This window comes from Methylophaga sp. F-2, from assembly GCF_056859315.1.
Genome location: NZ_JBSXOF010000019.1, coordinates 334972 through 349919, shown reverse-complemented (window position 1 = coordinate 349919; position 14948 = coordinate 334972). Strand labels below are relative to the sequence as shown.

Sequence of the window (14948 nt, the reverse complement as noted above, 5' to 3'; positions counted from 1 at the left end):
TTTATGATGAATAACAACTTAAAAACAATGTGTATTTTGTTGGTTTCAGTGTTTTCACTGAGCGGCTGTACAACAAAAGATTGGCGAACAGCCAGCCGTGAATCAGCTGGTATTGCAGCCGATCCGGCGACACAGAAACAAGCCATTATTGAAGTCTATGCCGCGGATGCCTTTAGCTGGCGCGGCTGGTTTGCCGTACATACCTGGATTGCGGTGAAGCCAGAAAATGCAGCAAGTTATACGGTCTATGAAGTAGTTGGCTGGCGTGTAAAGCGCGGGTTACCAGCATTAAGGGAATATCAAACCACTACACCCGACACCTATTGGTATGGTGCCAGACCGGAAAAAATATTATCCCTGCATGGGCAGAAAGCCGAAGAGTTGATCCCCAAAATCAAAACGGCGGTATCGCATTATCCATGGGCCAATGACTATACGTTATTTCCTGGTCCTAACAGCAATACCTTCCCAGCCTGGGTGGGTTTGCAAGTCAAAGAACTGGGCTTAAAAATGCCGTTTCGGGCTATCGGTAGTGGTTACGCAGATTAATCAGCTGTCTTTTTAGGTAATAAGGCTAAAAAATTATCATGAGCAATGGCTTGAGCGACATTATCAGGTAAGGCATCCAATACCGGATCAAAGCCATGCATAATTTTGCCCAGGTTATCAAAGCTACCGACCACATCACTGCCAATCACAAAGCGGCTTGGGTATTGTTCTAATAACGCCAGCCATTTAGCACGAGGCTGACCTTTTTCATTTAACAAATAGGGTTCAATCATCGTCCACGACAAATCAATGGTCAGATTATCGTATTTATCTAATAGCTCTCGCAGAAGGGGGCGGATAAAGTCCAGCTCCTCCTGATGACGATGTAACTCTTTACTGGTGCCAGCATGAGCCCAGATAAACTTCACTTCAGGATTCTTTTTTAAAGCATCCTCTAACTCTTCTAAATACAGAGGGTTACGCTCACGTTTTGAGGTGATATTGCTGTGGAGTAATACTGGTAAATCATACTCAGCAGCCAGCTTATAGACTTTCATCATTGCTTCGCTATTGGCACGGGGAGCACTGCCGTGAATCAATGCCGTCAGATCATCATGACGGGTGAATACTTCACCAATGCCTTGCCAGAATCCCGGATTGAGCTCCAAAGCACGGCGTATATGATTCACCGCATTTTTATCATCCGGATTAAAACCAGACAAAAAGGGAATAAAACGTTTTTGTTGTTCGGGGTTGAGTGATTCTATAGCAGCATGTAATTCAAGATCGGTGCCGCTATACCAATAGATTGGGGCATCATCACCTGCATAATAGCGTGGTTTCTTGGGTTCATTTTCATCCCAGGTCTTAGCAACGGGAATCCCCATAATCACTGCTTGCGTAATATCGATTTCATCCATTGCCTTGAGTAAGGCCGGCATACCATCTGTTTCCTGGAAAAAGTCGACATAGTAAATGTGCGTCGATGTAATCACGTGCTGTTACAAGCTGACTGGTCAGCAGTAAAGAAAAAGCGAGTCCTGTTTTTAACTTCATTGTTAAGTGTATTTTTATTATTAAAGGTATTCAGAGTGTAATTTTAGCCAAGAGTTCACATGGCTCTTCTGGCAGGCATAATGCCATAGATATACTGATAGTGTTTCCTGATAATAAGCCATGATAGGCTTACCCTCACGATAAAACATGGAGCACCAGTGCTGTGCAGACCAACATTAAAAACTACTTAGCCGTAACAACGACTATTGCCAGTTCAGGGCAACCTGCAGTCAATGAGTTTGAGCAAATTGCAGAGCAAGGCTATCAAGTCATTATCAATCTGGCGATGCCCGATTCCAGTTCAGCTATTGCAGATGAAGGCCATATTGTCACCGGCTTAGGCATGAGCTATGTCCATATTCCCATACCCTTTGATGAGCCAAAACAGACCCATTTAATCCAATTCTTTAATGTCATGGCCGGACTTTCGGATAGAAAAATCTGGGTTCACTGTGCATTGAACTACCGGGCGTCAGCTTTTTTGTATCTTTACCTTCTTATAGTAAAGCGGCAATCAAAGCAGCAAGCGAGCGCGGCATTATTACCCTCATGGAAACCAAATACGGTATGGGCTGACTTTATGCAGCAGTCAGAAACGGGCCTTTGCAAGAATCTATAGCATCAAAAAAACTGAAAAACTCAGATTCGACATCACGTAACGCTAGTATTTTCTGCAATTAATATGCAGAAGTTACCTCCGTGAGTAACCCTCATCTCTTCAGTCAGAAGCATTATTTTCACTCCAACAAACCTAAACAATTCAATGATATAGTTTTAAATCTCTCTCATCATTGTTATGGATAATCGCCTAATTTATCCCCATTTCATTCACGTTAACCTATTGCGCAATTAATATTTTTTTACTATTTCACTTAATTTGGAAATGTAAAGACAAAGATAATCATTGTCTGACAATGTCGACCATAAGCAATAAACACCTCTATTGCCAATGCAGATAGCTACATGATGAAACACGTTTATCTATTTGATTTATATTGAATTAAAACTTTTCTTCAATTGTTTTTGAGTTCTGGCATGCATATCGCAATGTTAGTAATAGCGCATAACTCAATGCCTATTGAACAAACTAAATTGGAGAAAAAAATGAAATCTGCAGAAAGCGAACAAACCACAGTAAAAACATATCTGCGTCCTATTGACCGTGACGGCTTGGTTGCCTTCTCTGAGCGTGGCAGAAACAACCCACAAGCGGGTACCACAAATAAGGTGCACACCATTACAGATGGACAATATCGTACTGTAAGTCATGTCAGCGGTCACGAAGTGGTTGTTGATGAGCCACTTCATCTATTTGGTGAAGACACAGCACCAGCACCAGGTGAAATTGTTCTGTCTGGTTTAGGCGGTTGTCTGGCAGTAGGTATTACAGCCGTTGCAACATGGAGAAACGTCAAGCTTTCAAAACTGGAAATCTTCCTCGAAGGTGATATCGGTAATCCAGCAGCCTGGGGTGCGGGTGGTGCTGAGAAACAACCTAATGAAATGGGTTTCCAAGCTATTCGTGTCAGAGTCGATGTAGAAGGCGATGCGAGCAGAGAAGAGCTGGATAGCATTGTACAACATGCGAACTTCTACTCTCCAGTAGCAAACACCATGCGTAATCCTATCCCGTTCACTATCGGTTTAGTTGATTAATTCAGCTTAACGTTAATTTATAAATCGGAGGGGATATGAATAATACTGCAACAGCTATGTCAGATTCGATGCTATGGCAAGACTCACATCAGATCATCACGGATGTTGGTCATGTGTCAAAACAGGAATTGTCCAAAGCCGCTAATCGTATTGATCAAGGACACTATCCCCTAGATATCATGGGCAAGCTTGGTCGAGCTGGTGCGTTTGCGGCGCATCTGGATATGCATGGCAATCGGTTTGATATCGCCATCTTGGCTATGCAAGAAATCGCCAGAAGCTGCGGTTCTACGGGCTTTTTGACCTGGTGTCATGATGTGTGTGGCCTGTATATGGAACAATCTGGTAATCCTGCGCTATTAGCACGGTTGCCAGATCACACCAATGGCAACACCTTTGGTGGTACAGCCTTATCAAATCCAATGAAATCATTATCCGGTATCGAGTCAATGCTACTCAATGCCAAACCCGTCCCTGGTGGTTATCACGTCTCTGGCACCTTGCCATGGGTAAGCCACATCAAACATGGTCAATATTGTGGTGCGATAGCGGCAGTGAACAAAGCAGACGGATCTCGCTCTCACGAAATCATGTTTTTACTGGATATTGATGATTCAGTGTCACTCAGAGCCTGTCCTGAATTTTCAGGTATGGAAGGCACCAGTACCTGGTCTGTGACCTTAGATAACTATTTTGTGGGTGATGACAATCTTATTGCTGACCCTGCAGCCCCTTTTATTTCAAAAATCAAAGGGGCCTTTATTTTGTTACAGGCAGGTATGGCAACCGGTGTGATTCAACGCAGTATTGATGAAATCAGAGCTGTTGAAACGACATTAGGCCACGTTAACCAATTCCTACAGCATGGCGCAGATGAGCTTGATGCAGAATTAAATGAGCTATCAGAGTCTGTCGTCAAATTAGCAAAAACCCCTTACGAGGGAAGTAAAGATTTTCTACTCGATGTATTAGATGCTCGTTGCTATGGAGCAGAGCTTGCCTTAAAAGCCTCACAATCTTCCCTGATGCACCAGGGCGCGAAAGGCTATTTAATGTCGGCGGCGCCACAGCGCCTTATTCGAGAAGCCCACTTTGTTGCCATCGTTACACCCGCCATGAAACACCTACGCTGGGAGATGAATCGTTTGATGAGTGAGGACATGCCAAAATGAGTAATAGTGAAAGTCCATGGCGTCAATATATTTGCCGTGTATGCGGTTTAATATATGACGAAGAACTCGGTGATCCTGATAGTGGCTTAGCCCCTGGTACACGCTTTGAAGATATTCCTGATGATTGGGAATGTCCATTATGTGGTGTCACTAAAACCGATTTTGAACCCTTTGTAAAACAAGACATCAGTCATGTCAGTGTTCAACCACCAGCAGGCCCACAGCAAGAAGGCGTTGTTGTAGTTGGTGCAGGCATGGCTGGCTGGTCAGCAGTTAAAGCGATTCGGACTTTAGATAGCGATATCCCAATAACCATGATCAGTGGTTGCAGTGCCAATATCTATCACAAACCCGAATTATCTATTGCTATCAGCCGAGGTCTTAAGAAAAAAGACTTGATTCGGGAAACTGCTGCTGATGCAGCGAGCAGGTTAGGTATTCGATTATACAGTGACACATTTGTTGTCGGATTAAGCACGGTATCTCATCAAATCAGAACGACTCGTGGCACGATCAAATACACCCATCTGATTTTAGCTCAAGGTGCGAGACCGGCCTTACCAAGTGTCTTACCAGAACACCTATGTTGGAGAATCAACGATCTGGCAGGCTGGAGCGGGCTTCGTGAGAAGCTGTCTGAAAAATCACAAAAAATCGCTATTGTTGGGGCAGGTATGATCGGCTGTGAACTGGCAGAAGATTTTGCTCAAGCTGGCCATAACGTCACTCTAATCGATATTCAGCCTCATCCTTTGTCTTCATTGTTACCAGATGTTGCCTGTTTACGACTACAGGAAAAACAGAAACAACTAGGAATTCAATATCTCGGAAACACCTTAGTATCAGCCCTTACTGAGACAACTGATGGACAGAAGTTAATCACCACTGAAGAAGGTCAGAAAATTGAAGTTGACCATGTGATTGCTGCCACAGGCCTCGTCACGGACAGAAGACTAGCGGACCATGCCGGAATTGTTTTTGAAAACGGCATAAAAGTAGATAAATCCACATTACAAACCAGTGCGCCACAGGTGTATGCCTTAGGCGATTGTGTGAGCTTTGAAGGGGTGCCTTGTCGTTTTATTGAACCCATTTTAAGGCAAGCGAATGCGATTGCTCACGATATTTTAGGTATGGAAACAGAATCCTATGAGCACAGAACACCGCCGATTCGATTAAAAATCAAATCGTTACCTATAGAACTCAACGGCTTGCCGACAGAAGAAGGCGAGTGGAAAGTGATTGAAGATAATCAAGATTTTTTACACATGGAACAAGTCGTGGGGGATGTTACTCAATCCACACTGCGTGTTGGCGCCGTTAGAAAAGCAGCCTGATCAATGGATGCAATGCTTTATGGTGTAGGTGTGGGATTAGCTTTAGGGCTAACCGGAGCCGGTGGTGGAATTTTAGCCATTCCAGCACTGGTTATCGGCCTTCACTTCAGCCCCTCACAAGCGATACCGATTTCGTTACTGGCGATTGCTCTATCCGCATTCATCGGTTCCATAGATGGTTTCAGGCAAGGGCTTGTTCGTTATAAGGCAGCCTTTTTGATGGGCTCATTAGGTATTGCGCTTGCACCAGTAGGCATCTGGTTATCATCGATTTTGCCTGTGCCATTGCTGATGCTGATGTTCAGTGCCGTCATGTTGTTTATTTCCAGCAGAGTATTAGTACAAATGCGGTTTCAATCAGCAGATGCTCACAGTCAACAAGCGATGAAACGCTGCACCGTAAACAGACTTACTGGACGATTTAACTGGAATTACCGTTGCTTTAGAAGTCTGTCCATACTTGGTGGGTTATCTGGATTGTTCAGTGGCATGCTGGGTGTAGGCGGTGGGTTTCTAATTGTTCCTGGCGTCAGATATTTAAGTGATCTGGAAATGCACGGCACGATAGCCACCTCATTAGCAGTGATCTCAATCATTACAGGTGTAACGGCATCAATGGGCCTCATCTCAGGGGTATACCAGCCCATAAACGAGTGGGGCTTTGTTGTGGCTTGTGTTGTGGGCATGTTAGCCGGACGGGTTCTAGCACCCCATATACCAGCTCGCATACTGACCCTGATATTTGCTTGTTTTGCTTTTGCAATCGCATTGCTTCTTATCTTCAGAACGATTTTCTCAACACTAATCTGAAATTAAACAGCCTTGGTAGAGATAAACATGAATGTAAAATCTTTTTTTGATAATGCCACGTCAACATTTAGTCATGTTGCCTACAGTGATACACAGTCACAGTGTGCAGTTATTGATCCAGTATTAGGCTTCGACGTAAAAACAGGACAAACTGATACCGCTTTTGCAGATGACATTATTGCATTCACCCGGGCTAAGCAGCTTGATGTTGAATGGATATTAGAAACTCATATTCATGCGGATCATCTGACTGCTGCTTCGTACATCAAGCAGAAAACGGGGGGAAGAGTAGCGGCTGGTCGCCAGATCAGCCAAGTACAAGCTGTTTTTACCAAGCTTTATAATTTGCAGGCTGACTATTGCAGAGATGAGGGGCTGTTCGACTATTTTTTTGCACCGGAAGAGATCTTCAAGGTCGGTGATATTACAGTACAGGCACTACACGTACCAGGCCATACACCTGCCGATATGGCCTATTATTTTGACAACAGCATTGTCTTTGTCGGCGACACTATTTTTCCGACCGATGTGGGTACAGCACGCTGTGACTTTCCAGGTGGGGATGCTTCAGCACTGTATCAATCAATTCAACGTATTCTGTCATTACCTGCCGATACTCGGCTGTTTATGTGTCATGACTATCCACCCAATGGCAGAGCAGCCATTCCCGAGTTCACAGTCGAGCAACAGAAAAAAAACAATATCCACCTTTCAGGGGATATGACCATCGATAAATTTATCAATATGCGTCAACAGCGGGATAAAAGTCTTGCTGCACCAGCATTGTTAATTCCATCAATTCAGATGAATATCAGAGCCGGTGTTCTGCCTCCTGCAGAAAATGATGGTAAGTACTATTTCAAGTTACCCATCAAATGATGCACTGACATTGTTCGACAATGTTCACCAATGATGCAAGCCTGACAGCGTCGACAGTACTTGAATCATAAATGCAATTATAAATCAATATGTTACAAGTCAGGCACGGTATGTGCTAATGATCAATAAACATCTACTTTAGGAGTTCACCATGGGAGCAAGTATTTCGCTCGACTATATCACGCATCAATTTAGTGCCGGTGCAGCACCCACTATTAAGGATTTTGAAAATAAAATTCGTAGTGGTGAGTTAATCGCATTAATTGGTAGAAGTGGATGTGGTAAATCAACACTTCTTCACATGATGGCAGGTCTTATTACGCCTAGTGAAGGTTGCGTCAGAATTAACGGACATCAAATCACCAAACCCAGTGCAAAATGGAACATGATGTTTCAAAAAGCTTCTTTATACCCTTGGATGAGTGTTAGAGAGAATGCCGCGTTAGGATTGATATTCGCTGGTATGAATAAGACTGAAGCAGGTGAGCGTGTCGACCACCTACTCGATCTGGTGGGATTACATGACAAAAAAAATGTGAATGTTCAAAGTTTATCGGGTGGTCAGCAACAACGTGTGGCATTGGCACGGTCACTGGCAACTGAACCCGATGTCTTATTATTGGATGAGCCTTTTTCTGCGCTGGATGCTTTCACTAGAGGCGATTTACAAAATGAAGTCCCTGCGATATGTCAGCGCCTCGGTATCACCATGGTGATTGTAACTCATGATATTGATGAGGCGATCGCCATGGCAGATCGCGTACTCATCATGTCTCAAAATCCTGGACGGCTTGTCGGTGAATTAAATGTCAACCTACCCAGACCACGATCTCACGCTGATGAAAACTTTCAACAGTTACGAGATGAACTCATGCAACGTTTCAAGCAGACCGACGATGGACTCGCTGGAAAAAATTCAAAGAATGAATCAAACATCAAACTCGTCAGCAATCATGCTGCATAGTCATTCAATGTATTTGGGGATCTAAATGAAAAATATTAATGAAAACAGCGATAACCTGAACGAAGAAGAATTAGATTATCTTCAGAAGTATGAAATGAGTCGTCGCGACTTTTTTATGGATGCACTAGCTGTAGGTGGATTGGCTGCGATGTTTGGCAGTGGTCTGCTTGCGAGTGGAAACGCCATGGCGGGTATTCAGGCTCCAGAAGACGAAGTTGTACGTATCGGTTACCTACCCATCACCGATGCTACTGTATTACTGGTCGCTCATGCCAAAGGCTTTTTTGAAGAAGAAGGGTTGAAAACAGAAAAGCCGACCCTGATTCGTGGTTGGTCACCGTTGATTGAAGGCTTTGCTGCCAATAAATTTAACCTGGTTCACTTTTTAAAACCGATTCCAATCTGGATGCGTTACAACAATAATTTTCCAGTAAAAATTATGTCATGGGCCCACCTGAATGGTTCAGGCATTGTGGTCGGTAAGCATTCTAATGTCGAGAGTTTTGCTGATTTAGCGGGTAAACAAGTGGCCGTTCCATACTGGTACTCGATGCATAATATCGTGTTACAAATGGGCTTACGCCATGTGGGACTGGAACCTGTTATCAAACCACAAAATGAAGAATTAAAACCCAACGAAGTCAATTTACAAATCATGCCACCACCAGATATGCCACCGGCTCTGGCGGCGAGAAAAATTGATGCCTTCATCGTGGCAGAACCGTTTAATGCCGCTGGTGAAATGCTCGCCGGCGGTAAAATGTTGCGTTTCACCGGTGATATGTGGCGAAACCATCCTTGCTGTGTTGTATGCATGAATGAAAACCAGGTTAATGCTAACCCTGAATGGACCCAGAAAGTCATGAATGCCATTGTAAAAGCACAGGTGTATGCACAGCAAAATAAAAAAGAAGTTGCCCATCTGCTATCAAGAGATGGTGAGCAATACCTGCCAATGAAAGCCAAAGTCATTGAAAGAGCTATGACACTCTATGATGACGATACTTATTCCACACCCGATGCCATTCAGCATCCGGAGTGGGGCAGTGGTCGAATTGATTTCCAACCATGGCCTTTCCCTTCAGCCACGAAGTTAATCGTGAATGAACTGAAAAATACACTGGTCAGTGGTGACACAACCTTCTTACAGAAACTGGATGCGGATTTCGTAGCCAATGATTTGGTGGACTATAAATTCGTCAAGGCCGCGATGGAAAAACATGGTGGTTGGGAAAATGCCCCCGGATTTAATGCTGAAGACCCATTTAACCGAGAAGAGATGATTAAATTATGAGTTCACAGACCTTGAGTACAAACACCTCTTCGGTAGGGAGTGCCAGCCTTGGCTGGATGTGGAATAAAGCAAAGGGAATGGGCTATCCTGTTCTGGGTATCGGTATTTTGCTGGCCGTTTGGTGGTTTGGTGGCTATCTCATTTCATCTACCCCCAATACTGAAGCTTTTGCAGCATTTGCTCCAGGCCCGACCTTTCACGCCCTCTATGACATCTTGGTTACTGGTCGTATATGGGACAGCATCGTCTCTAGCCTATACCGTATTTTAGTGGGTATGTTCTGGGGTGCGGCTATAGGTATTCCGGTTGGTGTGATCGTGGGCTACTTTAGTACCATGATGAAGCTGACCAATATCCCTTTTCAGTTTTTGAGAATGATCAGTCCTTTGGCATGGATGCCAATCGCTGTTATCGCTTTTGCATCATGGGATTCGGCCATTATCTTTTTGATTGTCATGGCTACGGTATGGCCGATTATCTTTTCCACGGCGCATGGTGTTCGTCGTATCGACCCTACCTGGTTTAAAGTAGCTAAAAACTTGGGTGGCTCGACCACTCAAGTATTAAGACACGTCATTATGCCGGCAATCATGACGGACGTTCTTGCTGGTATACGCCTAGCAGTTGGCGTGGCCTGGGTGGTGCTTGTTCCTGCAGAGTATTTAGGTGTTACCAGTGGACTTGGATACTCAATCAACGATGCTAGAGATACGTTGGAATACGACACATTGGCAGCCATCGTTATCGTCATAGGCCTGATTGGATATGGGCTGGACTGGATTTGTCAGTATTTTATTAAAAAATTTAACTGGCATATTGAGTAATAAGTGAAACGCGTTGACGTGTTAACAACAAAAATGAAGTGTGAAGTCACTTGCTTCACACTTCATCGCTTATTAAGGTGATATTGCGATGACCTCGAGTAAACAGCTACAAGCAAACCTCTCACTGCCTGATAATGAAAAGGTTGACCTGTCCGTACTCCATGAGGCGGCCAAATTGATCGGCCAGTCAGATAGCCCGGAGATAGCTATAGGCAATTTATTACGTCTGATGTCTCAAATGCTGGGCTTAAACAGAGGTCGGGTGCTTTTACCCTATGCCTATGGTGAAACCTTACGAATCAACTATGCCTATGGTTTAACTCATGAAGAAAAAAAACGTGGTTCGTATACCCTGAATGAAGGCGTGACTGGTCATGTTATGAAAACCGGACAGACGGCGGTTGTTCAGAATATTGATGAAGAGCCTCTATATCTATACAGAGCTGTTGATCGTGCCAGTTTACCCAATGAAGTGGTCGCCTATATTGCTGTACCGATACTGGATGGGGAAATTACGGTTGGGGTTTTAGCTTGCCATCGTTTAAGAATGCGAAAGCGCGCCATTGATGATGATTTGGTCATCCTAAAAATCATTGCCACCTTTATTGCTCAGATCATAAAAATTAATCATCTAATTGAAGAAAGAACGGCTCGTTTGACTGAAGAGAATAAAGAGCTAAAAGATGCCTTATCTCATCACAATGTCGGGCATGGCATTTTAGGAGAGAGTGATGCGATTAAATATGTCTTGAGACAAGTATTACAAGTGGCTGACACTACGGTCAATGTTTTGTTATCGGGCGAGTCAGGCACAGGAAAAGAAAAATTCTCACGGATGATTCATCTAAGCAGTTCCCGAAGAGATGAACCTTTTATAGCGGTGAACTGTGCGGCGATACCTGAAAACCTCATTGAGTCTGAACTGTTCGGTCACGAGAAAGGTGCATTTACAGGCGCTACCACCACGAAAAAAGGCAAGCTTGAACTAGCAAACGGCGGCACTTTCTTTCTGGACGAGATTGGCGACCTGGATCTTGAGCTTCAATCCAAATTATTGCGGGCACTAGAGAGTAATAGTATCCAGCGAGTTGGCGGCAGTAAGGATATCCCCATTAATGTACGATTTATTTCTGCCTCACATAAGAATCTTCAACGTGCTGTTAATGAAGGTAAATTCAGACTGGATTTATTTTATCGCCTAAATGTTTTTCCCATAACCTTACCACCCATCAGAGAAAGAACAGGGGACATTAAAATCCTTGCGATTCATTTTCTACTTGAAGCTAACCGTGAATACAACCGTAGCGTTTTTATGGCAAAAGGCACCATGGAAAGTCTTGAGCAATATACCTGGCCAGGCAATATTCGCCAGCTGGAAAATGTCATCAAAAGGTTAGTCATAACCTGTCATGGGAATGAGATTACAAGCACTGATTTACAACACATTCTAGCCCAGGAATCGTACATTGAAGGTCATGTTGAAGCCGGTAGACAGTCAATCAATCATCCCCGCGTAACACAAACGCCTGTTTATGGTTACCCACAAGAAGAGGCCATTGCCCAACGTCCTTATAACTGGGTAAGAGAAGATGAAGCTGAGATATTACGTGAGGCTTATCAACGCTGTGGTGGTAACAAAACTCGGGCAGCAGCGAGTCTGGGGATGACGCCGCGACAATTTCACTACCGTATTCAAAAACTGGGACTAACCGATGTTTAATTTTTATCTGAGTGTGTAATGTCTCACTCCACACATTGGGATGCGATATTTAACTCAACGCCCGAATCTTCGCTGGGGTGGTATGAGCAAGACTATTCACTCACACTTTCATTGTTGGAAAAGGCAACGACCTTAGTTAATAAGCAGGTATTTATTCCTGGTGTGGGCGTTTCACGTATTGTGGATACTTTATTGGACTCAGGTTCACAGGTCATCATCAATGATATAAGCCTTAAAGCGATTAATCATGTTTTGGCAAGGGTGTTATCACAAGGTAGGATGATCGAATTTTATAATCAAACTATATCAACGCCATTGACTGATCTGACGAATCGGATCGATATTTGGCTAGATCGTGCGGTATTGCATTTTCTCACTGATGAGTACGAACAAAATGGTTATCTGAATAATCTGAATGCAGATTTAAAAGTGGGTGGTTATGCACTATTTGCTGAATTTGCCAGTCATGGTGCAGAGAAATGTGCAGGATTAAAGATAAAGCGTTATTCACTCGAGAGTCTCACTGACTTTTTAGGCAAGCAGTTTGAGCTTGTTGATCATCTTGAACATACCTACATTAATCCAGATGGCTCACCAAGACCCTACCTGTATGCACTATACAAACGGATTCAGTAAGGTTCAAACACATATATTCAAATCTTAGAGGAAAAACAGATGGGGTTAGCTGGAATTAGTATTTGGCAGTTATTGATTGTATTAGCCATTTTGGTCTTATTATTTGGCACAAAAAAATTCCGTTCCCTAGGTGGCGACTTAGGCAGTGCTATTAAAAATTTTAAAAAAGCGGTGGGAGAAGATAAACCTTTATAATAGCTGACAGTGTCTGGTAACGACTACGTCAAGCATCATTAGCAGTTTTGAATTGACGACAATCAATACCGTATTTTTTGATTCGGGAATACAATGTCGTTGTTTTGATAGCCAGTAACTCAGCCGCGCCATCAGCACCTGACACCTTACCGTTGCAAGCTTTTAAGGCGCTGATAATATTTTCATATTCTTTTTTCACTAATTGGGCTTTAGTCAAAATAGCATGTGGTTCTGCATTTTTAGCTTCGACAAAATGGCTTTCAGGGCTGGCAATCAGATGACTGAACCTCAGCGTGTCGCCCTGGGTTAATATGACTTGGCGTTCGATTACATTTTCAAGCTCCCGTATATTTCCAGGCCAATGATAAGCCTGAAGATTCTTGAGTTCACTTATGGGAATCTTGAGCTCATGTTTCTTGGTGCGTAAGCTAAATTTCTGCAGGAAAAATTGCGTCAGGATAGGGATGTCTTCTTTGCGTTTACGAAGAGGAATAGACTCAATAGGGAACACATTCAATCTAAAGTACAAATCCTCTCTGAATAACCCTTGATTGACCAGTTGCTTCAAGTCGCGGTTAGTGGCTGAAATGATTCGGACATCGGTATGACGCGTTTTTGATTCACCCACTCGATCAAATTGTTGTTCTTGTAAGACCCGTAATAACTTGCCTTGCAAATTCAACGGTATTTCACCCACTTCATCCAGAAATAAGGTGCCGCCATCGGCCAGTTCAAACCGGCCCAGTCGATCCGATGAGGCACCAGTAAAAGCTCCTTTAACGTGGCCAAAAAATTCACTCTCAAATAAATCGGCCGGAATAGCAGAGCAGTTAACACGAATAAGTGGATGTTTTGATCGCAGGCTCATTTCATGAATCGCCCTAGCGATAAGTTCTTTACCTGTACCAGACTCGCCAGTAATAAGTACTGTTGAATCAGTCGGTGCAACCAAAGACACCTGGCGAATAACATGCTGAATCGCGGCACTTTTGCCAATAATGTTGTGATGATTAAAGTCTGACTTGATTTCTTCTTGAAGGTAGGCTTTTTCCTGTTCCAATTTGTTTTTCAAGGTCTCGACTTCATTAAGTGCCTCAAGCAATTTTTTGTGATCGGATTTCTTTTGAGTGACGTCACGAAAGATAACCACAGCACCGATAACCGTACCTTTGTCCTTGATGGGTGTGCTGGTGTATTCAACATCTATTGGCTTGCCTGACTTCGTCCAGAAAACATCGTCTTCGATTTTATGGACTGTGCCATCACGAAACGCTTCGAATATGGGGCAGTCCTCATCTCTGAAATGGGTACCATCGGCATTCGAATGGTGCACCATCTTATGCATATTTTTTCCAGCAAGCTCAGACGCTTTATAACCCAAAATTCGCTCAGCCGCGGGGTTCAAAAATGTTGTAGAGCCACTTTTATCAACGCCATAAATACCATCTCCGGCAGCATCTAGCAGGAGTTTATTCTCTCGTTCAAAGTCCTGGAAAATATGCGAAATATAGTTCCAATAGCCTATTCCTGAATGATAGTAGTTTTGGATTTCTTTGAAGTCATCACGCTGCTTTTGTTCTGCTATTTTATTGAGACTCAATAATAAGTGAGCGATGTCACCCATGACGACACTTCGAGCATGGATGCCTACCTGAATATCTTCGTTTTTAAGCTTGAGCATGAATTCAGCATAGCCTTTATGCTGAGCTAAGACCTTTTCAGTGAATGCAATAAGCTCAGGCACATCAGCAGAGAAAAAATAGGTGACGGCTGTTTGCCTAATTTCAGAGAGCGACAGACCCAACAATAAACACGCTTCATCATTAGCCATAAGAACACGGTTTTCATAAGGCAGAATAATTAATTGTGGTGTGGCAGAGAGCTGGAAAAATGGGTGTTTATCCATCATTAAGTCC

The 14948-nt window shown here is 43.4% G+C and carries 14 protein-coding genes and 2 pseudogenes; 14 read left to right on the top strand and 2 right to left on the bottom strand.

The features are described 5' to 3' along the window. Positions 1-3: 3 nt before the first annotated feature. The gene (locus AC13DA_RS11060) at positions 4-549 is read left to right on the top strand and encodes a DUF3750 domain-containing protein (protein ID WP_482945947.1); all 546 of its coding nucleotides are present in this window, start codon (positions 4-6) and stop codon (positions 547-549) included. On the opposite strand, the gene AC13DA_RS11055 is transcribed toward AC13DA_RS11060, so the two are convergent. Beyond that, a complete protein-coding gene (locus AC13DA_RS11055) occupies positions 546-1484 on the bottom strand; it encodes an amidohydrolase family protein (RefSeq protein WP_284451149.1) in 939 nt (312 codons plus the stop codon). The two genes, AC13DA_RS11060 and AC13DA_RS11055, sit on opposite strands and share 4 nt — an antisense overlap. 224 nt (positions 1485-1708) lie before the next feature. Here AC13DA_RS11055 and AC13DA_RS11050 point away from each other — a divergent pair, with 224 nt between their 5' ends. From AC13DA_RS11050 to tatA, 13 genes and pseudogenes are all read left to right on the top strand, one after another. Then, the gene (locus AC13DA_RS11050; protein WP_284451150.1) at positions 1709-2164 is read left to right on the top strand and encodes a protein tyrosine phosphatase family protein; all 456 of its coding nucleotides are present in this window, start codon (positions 1709-1711) and stop codon (positions 2162-2164) included. A 485-nt stretch (positions 2165-2649) separates the two neighbouring features. Next, a complete protein-coding gene (locus tag AC13DA_RS11045; RefSeq protein ID WP_284451151.1) occupies positions 2650-3201 on the top strand; it encodes an OsmC family protein in 552 nt (183 codons plus the stop codon). Positions 3202-3236: 35 nt separating this feature from the next. Further along, on the top strand, positions 3237-4373 hold the full coding sequence (locus AC13DA_RS11040) for an acyl-CoA dehydrogenase family protein (protein WP_284451152.1): 1137 nt from the start codon (positions 3237-3239) through the stop codon (positions 4371-4373). Then, positions 4370-4540, top strand: a pseudogene (locus AC13DA_RS11035) (rubredoxin); the annotation flags it as partial. The gene AC13DA_RS11040 and the pseudogene AC13DA_RS11035, both read left to right, overlap by 4 nt. 18 nt (positions 4541-4558) lie before the next feature. Continuing rightward, positions 4559-5710, top strand: coding sequence for an FAD-dependent oxidoreductase (locus tag AC13DA_RS11030; RefSeq protein WP_284451308.1), 1152 nt, complete (start codon positions 4559-4561; stop codon positions 5708-5710). Positions 5711-5713: 3 nt separating this feature from the next. After that, positions 5714-6520, top strand: a complete 807-nt coding sequence (locus tag AC13DA_RS11025) for a sulfite exporter TauE/SafE family protein (RefSeq protein WP_284451153.1) — start codon at positions 5714-5716, stop codon at positions 6518-6520. Between the two features lie 27 nt (positions 6521-6547). Further along, the gene (locus AC13DA_RS11020; protein WP_284451154.1) at positions 6548-7399 is read left to right on the top strand and encodes an MBL fold metallo-hydrolase; all 852 of its coding nucleotides are present in this window, start codon (positions 6548-6550) and stop codon (positions 7397-7399) included. Positions 7400-7550: 151 nt separating this feature from the next. After that, the gene (locus AC13DA_RS11015; RefSeq protein ID WP_284451155.1) at positions 7551-8363 is read left to right on the top strand and encodes an ABC transporter ATP-binding protein; all 813 of its coding nucleotides are present in this window, start codon (positions 7551-7553) and stop codon (positions 8361-8363) included. Positions 8364-8388: 25 nt separating this feature from the next. After that, positions 8389-9657, top strand: coding sequence for an ABC transporter substrate-binding protein (locus AC13DA_RS11010; RefSeq protein ID WP_284451156.1), 1269 nt, complete (start codon positions 8389-8391; stop codon positions 9655-9657). After that, positions 9654-10481: an ABC transporter permease gene (locus AC13DA_RS11005; RefSeq protein WP_284451157.1), complete on the top strand. Its 828-nt coding sequence runs from the start codon at positions 9654-9656 to the stop codon at positions 10479-10481. The genes AC13DA_RS11010 and AC13DA_RS11005 overlap by 4 nt, the downstream gene beginning before the upstream one ends. An 88-nt stretch (positions 10482-10569) precedes the next feature. Continuing rightward, on the top strand, positions 10570-12201 hold the full coding sequence (locus AC13DA_RS11000) for a sigma-54 interaction domain-containing protein (protein ID WP_284451158.1): 1632 nt from the start codon (positions 10570-10572) through the stop codon (positions 12199-12201). Positions 12202-12219: 18 nt separating this feature from the next. Continuing rightward, a complete protein-coding gene (locus AC13DA_RS10995; RefSeq protein ID WP_284451159.1) occupies positions 12220-12837 on the top strand; it encodes a hypothetical protein in 618 nt (205 codons plus the stop codon). Between the two features lie 39 nt (positions 12838-12876). Beyond that, positions 12877-13023 (top strand): annotated as a pseudogene (gene tatA / locus AC13DA_RS10990) (twin-arginine translocase TatA/TatE family subunit); the annotation flags it as partial. A gap of 37 nt (positions 13024-13060) precedes the next feature. On the opposite strand, the gene AC13DA_RS10985 reads toward tatA, so the two are convergent. Continuing rightward, complete coding sequence (locus AC13DA_RS10985; RefSeq protein ID WP_284451160.1) at positions 13061-14941, bottom strand: sigma 54-interacting transcriptional regulator; 1881 nt, start codon at positions 14939-14941, stop codon at positions 13061-13063. Between the last annotated feature and the right edge of the window lie 7 nt (positions 14942-14948).